Origin of the sequence: Rhodosalinus sp., from assembly GCF_041685465.1 — a bacterium.
Classification (GTDB): Bacteria; Pseudomonadota; Alphaproteobacteria; order Rhodobacterales; family Rhodobacteraceae; genus Rhodosalinus.
Genome location: NZ_JAWLFS010000145.1, coordinates 1 through 7,653 on the forward strand (window position 1 = coordinate 1; position 7,653 = coordinate 7,653).

Annotated in this window: 10 protein-coding genes; 6 read left to right on the forward strand and 4 right to left on the reverse strand. The window is 71.0% G+C overall.

Annotation, left to right across the window (positions count from 1 at the left end; genetic code table 11):
- Both ACESL7_RS10390 and ACESL7_RS10395 read left to right on the forward strand, forming a co-directional pair.
- On the forward strand, window positions 1-567 hold a 567-nt coding region (locus ACESL7_RS10390), incomplete at its 5' end, for a Hint domain-containing protein (protein ID WP_372893255.1).
- Window positions 568-812: 245 nt separating this feature from the next.
- Window positions 813-1,421: a Hint domain-containing protein gene (locus ACESL7_RS10395; RefSeq protein WP_372893256.1), complete on the forward strand. Its 609-nt coding sequence runs from the start codon at window positions 813-815 to the stop codon at window positions 1,419-1,421.
- Between the two features lie 188 nt (window positions 1,422-1,609).
- On the opposite strand, the gene ACESL7_RS10400 is transcribed toward ACESL7_RS10395, so the two are convergent.
- Together ACESL7_RS10400 and ACESL7_RS10405 are read right to left on the reverse strand one after the other, a co-directional pair.
- Window positions 1,610-2,035 carry a cell division protein ZapA gene (locus ACESL7_RS10400; RefSeq protein WP_372893257.1) on the reverse strand — a complete coding sequence of 142 codons (426 nt, stop codon included), beginning with the start codon at window positions 2,033-2,035 and terminating at the stop codon, window positions 1,610-1,612.
- Window positions 2,035-2,592, reverse strand: a complete 558-nt coding sequence (locus ACESL7_RS10405; protein WP_372893258.1) for a hypothetical protein — start codon at window positions 2,590-2,592, stop codon at window positions 2,035-2,037. The genes ACESL7_RS10400 and ACESL7_RS10405 overlap by 1 nt, the downstream gene beginning before the upstream one ends.
- A gap of 192 nt (window positions 2,593-2,784) precedes the next feature.
- On the opposite strand from ACESL7_RS10405, the gene tkt reads away from it, so the two are divergent.
- From tkt to ACESL7_RS10420, 3 genes are all read left to right on the forward strand, one after another.
- Complete coding sequence (gene tkt / locus ACESL7_RS10410; protein WP_372893259.1) at window positions 2,785-4,800, forward strand: transketolase; 2,016 nt, start codon at window positions 2,785-2,787, stop codon at window positions 4,798-4,800.
- A gap of 257 nt (window positions 4,801-5,057) precedes the next feature.
- Complete coding sequence (gap, locus tag ACESL7_RS10415) at window positions 5,058-6,062, forward strand: type I glyceraldehyde-3-phosphate dehydrogenase (RefSeq protein WP_372893260.1); 1,005 nt, start codon at window positions 5,058-5,060, stop codon at window positions 6,060-6,062.
- Window positions 6,063-6,075: 13 nt separating this feature from the next.
- Entirely contained in the window at window positions 6,076-6,219 is a 144-nt protein-coding gene (locus ACESL7_RS10420; protein WP_372893261.1) for a hypothetical protein, read from the forward strand.
- 103 nt (window positions 6,220-6,322) lie between these two features.
- Here the strand turns inward: ACESL7_RS10420 and coaD are convergent, their stop codons facing one another.
- Window positions 6,323-6,814: a pantetheine-phosphate adenylyltransferase gene (coaD, locus tag ACESL7_RS10425; RefSeq protein ID WP_372893262.1), complete on the reverse strand. Its 492-nt coding sequence runs from the start codon at window positions 6,812-6,814 to the stop codon at window positions 6,323-6,325.
- A gap of 64 nt (window positions 6,815-6,878) precedes the next feature.
- Entirely contained in the window at window positions 6,879-7,313 is a 435-nt protein-coding gene (locus ACESL7_RS10430; RefSeq protein WP_372893263.1) for a CBS domain-containing protein, read from the reverse strand.
- A gap of 155 nt (window positions 7,314-7,468) precedes the next feature.
- On the opposite strand from ACESL7_RS10430, the gene ACESL7_RS10435 reads away from it, so the two are divergent.
- A partial coding sequence (locus tag ACESL7_RS10435) for a transposase family protein (protein ID WP_372893264.1) occupies window positions 7,469-7,653 on the forward strand: 185 nt, incomplete at its 3' end.

The window sequence follows — 7,653 nt, forward strand, 5'->3', positions numbered from 1 at the left end:
GTGATCGCCACGCCGCGCGGCGAGCGGCTGGTCGAGGATCTGAAGCAGGGCGACCGGGTGATCACCCGCGACAACGGCATCCAGGAAATCGCCTGGACCGGGTCGAAGGCGCTCACCGGTCATCAACTCGCACGGATGCCGCATCTGCGCCCGATCCTGATCCAGGCCGGCGCGCTCGGCAACGGTCTGCCCGAGCAGGATCTCATGGTCAGTCCGAACCACCGCGTGCTCGTCGCCAACGACCGGACCTCGCTCTACTTCGACGAAAGCGAGGTTCTGGTCGCGGCCAAGCACCTGACCGGGCTTGCCGGCGTGGACGAGGTGACCCGGCTCGGGGCGACCTACGTGCACTTCATGTTCGAACGCCACGAGGTCGTGCTGTCCAACGGCGCCTGGACCGAGAGCTTCCAGCCCGGCGATCACAGCCTCAAGGGCATCGGCGCCGCGCAGCGGGGCGAAATCCTCGAGCTTTTCCCGGAGCTCGAAGCGGAAGGAACCGTGGGCGCCGGCTTCGAGTCGGCACGCCGGGTCCTGAAAAAGCACGAGGCACAGCTGATCGCGCGATGACCGGAGACGCGGGGCGCGTGCGGCGTGAGCCCAACGCGTCCCGCATGCGCCCCGCATGCAGCATGCTCCGCGGCGACGGCGCGGAGGGGGCTGGCGGACCACGGGTTCGCCGACACGGAAGGGTGTTTGTGGGGGCAGCGCCCGCCGTCCTCGCCGGGGCCGACCGTTCGCGGTGGCCGGCCCCGGCGCCGAAAACGATCGGCGCACTGCAAATGTGACGCCGACGGATAAAGGGAACGGAAACCATGCCGATCGCACTGCCACTCCCGCACGAGCCGGATGCGGGAACCGGTCTGCCGCCGACGCACGCTGTCCTCGAAGGCGAAAGAGGTCCCGTCACGCTCCAGAGCCTGCGCCCGGGGACCCGTCTCGCCACCCGCGAGGCGGGTGCCGCCGCCATTCAGTGGCTCGGACGCCGACGCCTCACGTCAGACCGTTTCGCCGTCGCGCCCTGGCTCGCGCCGGTTCTGATCCGACGCGGTGCGCTCGGGGCCGACACGCCCTCGCGCGACCTGTTGCTCTCGCCCGAACACCTCGTGCTCTATTCCGATCAGCGGGCACGGCAGTGGTTCGGAACCGGGCATGTGCCCGTCGCGGCACTGCAGCTCACCTTTCTTCCCGGGGTCGAGCAGGTCACGCAGTGCGACGCACTCTATATTCATGCGATCTTCGGCCGTGACTCGGCCATCTGCGTGAACGGCTGCTGGATCGAGGGCGGGCGCATGGACGATCCCGCCATGGCGGACCCGAACAGCGCACGCCGCGCCGAGCTTCTTCATCTGTTCCCCGAACTGGTCACCCTGCGGGGCGCATGGCGCGCGTCGGCCGAAAGCGGCGGTGTCGCGACCGCCTGAGCGCCGGGAGTCAATTCCGTGCGCTCGACGCGCCCTTCTCCCGGCTCTCCGGCGGAACACGGACCAGGCAGTTGCAAGGCGGCGGTTGGAGCGCACACCCCCGGCAGGTCGCGGTGACACGCAGCGCTCTGGCCCGGGCATGTCGCGGACCACGGACCCTTGCGGCTCACGCGTTCGCGCGACCGGCGCTAGGGTGCCGCGGCGCCGTTCGGGGGCGCCGACGCCTCGGCGCGCGCCTCTGCAACCGACGCGAGCTGTTCGGCCCGCTCGGCGAGCGCGCTCAGGCTCTGTGCGACCGTCTCGGGGACGACCGGCACCTCCACGCGCTCCGGCTCCGCCCCGCTGCGCGCCTCCAGCTCGGCGATGCGCGCCTCCTGCGCGGCGAGCCTGTCCTGCGCGTCGCGCAGTCGATCCTCGACCCCGGCCGTGCGGTCGGCGAGCATGAGCCCCGCCATCAGCAGCATCCGCGCCTCGGGCAGGCGGCCGATCTGCTGCATCAGCCGGCCCGCCTCGGCGTCGAGCATCTGCGCGGCCGCGAGAAGATAATGCTCTTCGCCCTCCTGACAGGCGACCTCGAAAACGCGGCCTCCGATCTCGATCTCGACGTTGGGCATCACCCGGCCTCCTGTTCCTCGGCCGCCGCTCGCGGCGCATCGGTCTCGGCCGGTGCGGCGAGGGCCGCTTCGGCGAGCGGGCCGAGCACGGCGAGAACCGCGCCCACTTCGGCCGTCTCCACGTCGCGCTCGGCCGCGAGCGCCTCGAGTTCGGCGCGCAGGCCCGCATCGATCAGCGACGGATCGCCCACGCCCCGGGCGTTGGCGTCGCGCAGGGCGCGGTTGTTCTCGCGCAGCTGCTCGGCGGCGCGGCGCAGGCGCTGCATCTCGGCATCGAGACGCGCGATGGCCGCGGTCCGATCCTCGACCTCGCGCTGAAGCGCGGTGACCCGCGTTTCCTGACGCTCCTGGATCGCCTGCACGCGTGCCTCGAGCTGCGCGTTGGCATGCCGTTCCTCTTCGAGCTGCGCGCGCAGTGCGCCGATCTCGTCGGGATCGGCGGCGGGCAGAGCGGCCGGTGACGGCGCCGCCGCCTGCTCGGCGAGCGTCTCGACCGCCTGCCCGATCCGCGCCATGGCGGCGGTTACGCGGGCTTCCAGCTCCTCGATCTCGGACATCCTCGTCGCCCTCCTTTCTCCGCGCCGCGGGGCAAGGCGCGCGAATCGCGCCACGCGCCGGCAGGCGACAGTCTAACCGAGCCACGGCCAAAATGCGCCCCATGGACCGTCAAGGGCTTAGCCGGCGCGCTTGATCTCGCGCCCGGCGCTGATACAGAAGGCCCGGCTCCCCCTTCAACCGAGGTATCTTCCGTGGACATCGCCGCCCTCCGGTCCGCCCATCCCGATCACTGGCGCCGCGCCGCCGCCATTCGCGCGCTCACGCTCGACGCCGTCGCCGCCGCCAACTCCGGCCACTCGGGCATGCCGATGGGCATGGCCGACGTGGCGACGGTCCTCTTCTCGCGGCACATGAAGTTCGACGCCGCGCATCCCGACTGGCCCGACCGGGACCGTTTCATCCTGTCGGCCGGGCACGGCTCGATGCTGCTCTACGCGCTCCTGTACCTCACCGGCTCGCCCGAGATCACGCTCGACGAGATCCGCAACTTCCGCCAGTTGGGCGCCAGGACGGCCGGCCACCCCGAGAACTTCCTCGCCCGCGGCATAGAGACGACAACCGGCCCGCTCGGCCAGGGGCTTGCCAATTCGGTGGGCTTCGCCATCGCCGAGGAGGCGCTGCGCGCGCGCTTCGGACGCAAGATCGTCGATCACCACACCTGGGTGATGGCCGGCGACGGCTGCCTGATGGAGGGCGTGAGCCAGGAGGCGCTGACGCTCGCCGGGCATCTCAAGCTCTCGAAGCTCGTCGTGTTCTTCGACGACAACGGCATCACCATCGACGGGCCCGTCTCGATGGCCGACCGCACCGATCAGGTCGCGCGCTTCGCCGCCTCGGGCTGGCACGTGCAGGCGGTGGACGGCCACGACCCCGAGGCGATCGACGCCGCGATCCGCGCGGCGAAGGACAGCCCCCTGCCCTCGCTCATCGCCTGCAAGACGCATATCGCCCTCGGCTCGGCGGCGCAGGACACCGCAAAGGGCCACGGCGCGCTGACCGACCGCCAGGTGGTCGCCGACGCCAAGGCCGCCTACGGCTGGGAGCACGGCCCCTTCGAGATCCCCACCGACATCAAGAGCTGGTGGGAGGAGGTCGGCCGCCGCGGCGCGACCGAGCGCGAGGCCTGGGGCACGCGGCTGGAGACGCTCGGCAAGGGCAAGCGCGCGGAGTTCGACCGCCGGATCGCGGGCGAGGCGCCGCGCCAGCTGACCGCGACGATCCGCAAGCTGAAGAAGGCCGCCGTGGAAGAGCCCGCCAGGATGGCGACGCGCAAGGCCTCCGAAACGGTGCTCGCCGCGGTGAACCCTTTGATGCCCGAGACCTTCGGCGGCTCGGCGGACCTGACGGGCTCGAACAACACGCGCGCGGGCGATCTCGGCGTCTTCACGGCCGAGGATCGCGCGGGACGCTACCTGCACTACGGCATCCGCGAGCATGGGATGGCCGCGGCGATGAACGGCATGGCCTTGCACGGCGGGGTGCGTCCCTACGGCGGGACCTTCATGGTCTTCACGGATTACGCGCGCCCGGCGATCCGGCTCTCGGCGCTGATGAGGCAGCCGGTGGTCTACGTGATGACGCATGACTCCATCGGCCTCGGCGAGGACGGGCCGACGCACCAGCCGGTCGAGCATCTGGCGATCCACCGCGCGACGCCGAACACGCTCCTCTTCCGGCCTGCCGACCTCGTGGAGACGGCGGAGGCCTGGGAGATCGCGCTGACGCAGGAGGCGACCCCCTCGGTGCTGGCGCTGACGCGGCAGGGCGTGCCGGCGGTGCGCGCGACGCACAGCGCGCAGAACCTCGTGGGCCGCGGCGCCTATGTCCTCGCGGAGGCGGAAGGGAAGCGGCAGGCGATCCTGATCGCCACCGGATCGGAGGTGCATGTCGCCCTCGCCGCCAAGGCCGAGCTCGAGGCCGAGGGGATCGGCACGCGCGTCGTCTCGATGCCCTGCATGGAGCTCTTCGCCGGTCAGGACGAGGCCTACCGCCGCCGCGTGCTGCCGGGCGGCGCGGTGCGCGTGGGCGTCGAGGCGGGCGTGCACTCCGGCTGGGACCGCTGGCTTCTCGGCGAGCGCGGGCGCGAGGCCAAGGCAGATTTCGTCGGCATGGAGAGCTTCGGCGCCTCCGCGCCGGCCGAGGTGCTCTTCGACAAGTTCGGCATCACCGCCGCGACGGTCGCCGCGCGCGTGCGCGCGCTGATCTGAGCGCGCGCAAGGCCCTTGGCCAAGGCGCTTGCAAGCGCCTTGGCGCCCCTCCGCTGCCATGCCCGGTCGGCCCCCCCGCCGCGGGTGCGCCCCTGTCCCGGACGACCCTGCGCGGGGCGCCGGGACGCGCCGAGGCCGCGCTGCGCTGCGCGCGGAACCTTTTATCGCTAACATGCGACGCGGACACGTGTATTGCCTTTGCCCAAGGGACGGCGCGCGACTATACGGACGCCCAGGTGCAGCGCAGGAGACCGCCCATGACCGTCACGCTCGGAATCAACGGATTCGGCCGCATCGGCCGCTGCACCCTTGCGCATATCGCGGAGGCCGCGCGCAACGACGTGCAGGTGGTCAAGCTGAACGCGACGGGCCCGATCGACACGAACGCCCATCTCCTGCGCTACGACAGCGTGCACGGCCGCTTCGGCGGCGAGGTGACGGTCTCCGGCGACACGATGGACATCGGGCGCGGGCCGATGCAGGTCTTTTCCACCTACGAGCCCGCCGAGCTCGACTGGGAGGGCGTGGACGTCGTCCTCGAATGCACGGGGCAGTTCAACGACGGCGCCAGGGCGGGCGTCCACCTCGAGCGCGGCGCGAAGAAGGTGCTGATCTCTGCACCGGCGAAGAACGTGGACCGAACGGTCGTCTTCGGGGTCAACCACCGCGAGCTTCTGGCCGAGGAGCGGATGATCTCCAACGGCTCCTGCACGACGAACTGCCTCGCGCCGCTGGCCAAGGTGCTGCACGACGCCATCGGGATCGAGCGCGGCATCATGACCACGGTGCACAGCTACACCGGCGATCAGCCGACGCTCGACCGCCGGCACAAGGATCTCTACCGCGCGCGCGCCGCGGCGATGGCGATGATCCCGACCTCCACCGGCGCGGCGAAGGCGATCGGCGAGGTGCTGCCCGAGCTCAGGGGCCGGCTCGACGGCTCGGCGATGCGGGTGCCCACGCCCAACGTCTCGGCGGTGGACCTGACCTTCGAGGCGGCGCGCGACGTGACCGCGGAGGACGTGAACGAGGTGGTGCGCGAGGCGGCGGCAGGCCACCTCGGCGCGGTGCTCTCCTACGATCCGGAGCCCAAGGTCTCGGTCGATTTCAACCACACGACGCCGTCCTCGATCTTCGCGCCGGACCAGACACGGGTCGTCGGCGGTCGCACGGTGCGCGTTCTCGCATGGTACGATAACGAATGGGGCTTCTCGGCGCGGATGGCGGATGTCGCCGCGGTGATGGGACAGCTCGCGAAGTGAGGCAGGTCGCGCCGTGACCAACCGGATCGCGATCTGGCTCGGCCTGGCGATCCTGGCCCTCGTGGCCGCGGATCAGGTCTGGTGGGAGGGGCGGGGCGCCGTCTTCGTGATGCGCAAGCTCTTCGCGCTCGTGGACTGGATGGCCTTCTGGCGCTAGCGCGTGTCGCGCGGACGCGGCCCCCCTGCCCTGGGCGCCCCGGAGATGCCGCTTGCAGGACTCCGCGGATCGCGTGCCGGCGCGTGGACCCGACGCGCGCGGATCAGGCGAAACGCGCGCGCAACGCGCCTTCGACGGCGGGCGGCACGAATTTCGTCACGTCGCCGCCGAGGCGCGCGATCTCCTTGACGAGCTTCGAGGCGATCGCCTGGTGCCGCGCCTCGGCCATCAGGAAGACCGTTTCCACCGAGGAGTCGAGCGCCCGGTTCATGCCGACCATCTGGAACTCGTATTCGAAGTCGCTCACCGCGCGCAGGCCGCGGATGATGAGCGTGGCGCCCACGTCGTGCGCGCAGTCGATCAGCAGGTTCTCGAAGGGGTGGACGACGATCTCGGTGCCCGTCTCCGCGGACAGCGCGACGCACTCGGCCTCGATCATCGCGACGCGGTCCTCGAGGTCGAAGAGCGGCCCCTTGTCGCGGTTGATGGCCACCCCGATCACGAGCCGGTCGACCAGCATCGCGGCGCGGCGGATGATGTCGACATGCCCGTAGGTGATCGGGTCGAAGGTGCCCGGATAAAGCCCGACGCGCATCTGCCTGCCTCCCTGCCCCACGTCGGTGCGGAGCCAACCGCAGCGCGACGGGGATTGCAAGGGGTCAGTAGCCCATGATCATGCTCTCGAGCGCGTCCTTTTCCATCGAAAGTTCGGTGAGCCGCGCCTTCACCACGTCGCCGATGGTGACGAGGCCGACCATCGCGCCGCCCTCGAGCACCGGCATGTGCCGGAACCGACCCTCGGTCATGCGGGCAAGGACGTGATCGGCCGGATCGCCGAGCGCGCAGGTCTCGACCGCGCGCGTCATCGTGTCGCCGACCGTGTCGCGCAGGCAGCCCCCGCCGCGCGCGGCGAGTTCGCGGACGATGTCGCGCTCCGAGAGGATGCCCTCGGGCCGCGCACCGTCGGCCGAAACGACGACCGAGCCGATGCGCCGCTCGGCCAGCAGCGCCGCCGCCTCGGCGAGGGTCGCGCCGGGCGCGACGGTGACCACCCCGGTGTCCCCCTTGAGCTTCAGTATCTGCTGGACCTGCATGCCGCGCCTCCCGCCGTCGACGTCTTCCGTAGCGTCAGGGTCCGCGCTCTTCCGCGTCCTGTCAAGCGGCGTGGCGACCGGAGCAGGGCTCCGAACTCATGTGACAGTGGGGGATTTCTCTGAATCTATGCGGCGGCAAGGCGATGGAGCCGCCGATGACCTTTTCGACCGAGACGCTTCCCCGCCGCTCGCGCCCGGCCGCGGTGCTCGATCACTTCGCGGCGGTCGAAGATCCGCGGGGTGTGCGGCGGATCCTTCATCCCTTGCCGGAGGTGTTGCTCCTGGTGGTCTGCGGCACGATCGCGGATTGCGACGATTACGAGGACATCGCGGCCCGGGG

Excerpts from the sequence above, each read along its gene's own strand:
- coaD (WP_372893262.1), bottom strand. The coding sequence starts at position 6,814 with ATGCGCGTCGGGCTTTATCCGGGCACCTTCGACCCGATCACCTACGGG.
- ACESL7_RS10405 (WP_372893258.1), bottom strand. The coding sequence starts at position 2,592 with ATGTCCGAGATCGAGGAGCTGGAAGCCCGCGTAACCGCCGCCATGGCG.
- ACESL7_RS10400 (WP_372893257.1), bottom strand. The coding sequence starts at position 2,035 with ATGCCCAACGTCGAGATCGAGATCGGAGGCCGCGTTTTCGAGGTCGCC.
- ACESL7_RS10430 (WP_372893263.1), bottom strand. The coding sequence starts at position 7,313 with ATGCAGGTCCAGCAGATACTGAAGCTCAAGGGGGACACCGGGGTGGTC.
- ACESL7_RS10395 (WP_372893256.1), top strand. The coding sequence starts at position 813 with ATGCCGATCGCACTGCCACTCCCGCACGAGCCGGATGCGGGAACCGGT.
- gap (WP_372893260.1), top strand. The coding sequence starts at position 5,058 with ATGACCGTCACGCTCGGAATCAACGGATTCGGCCGCATCGGCCGCTGC.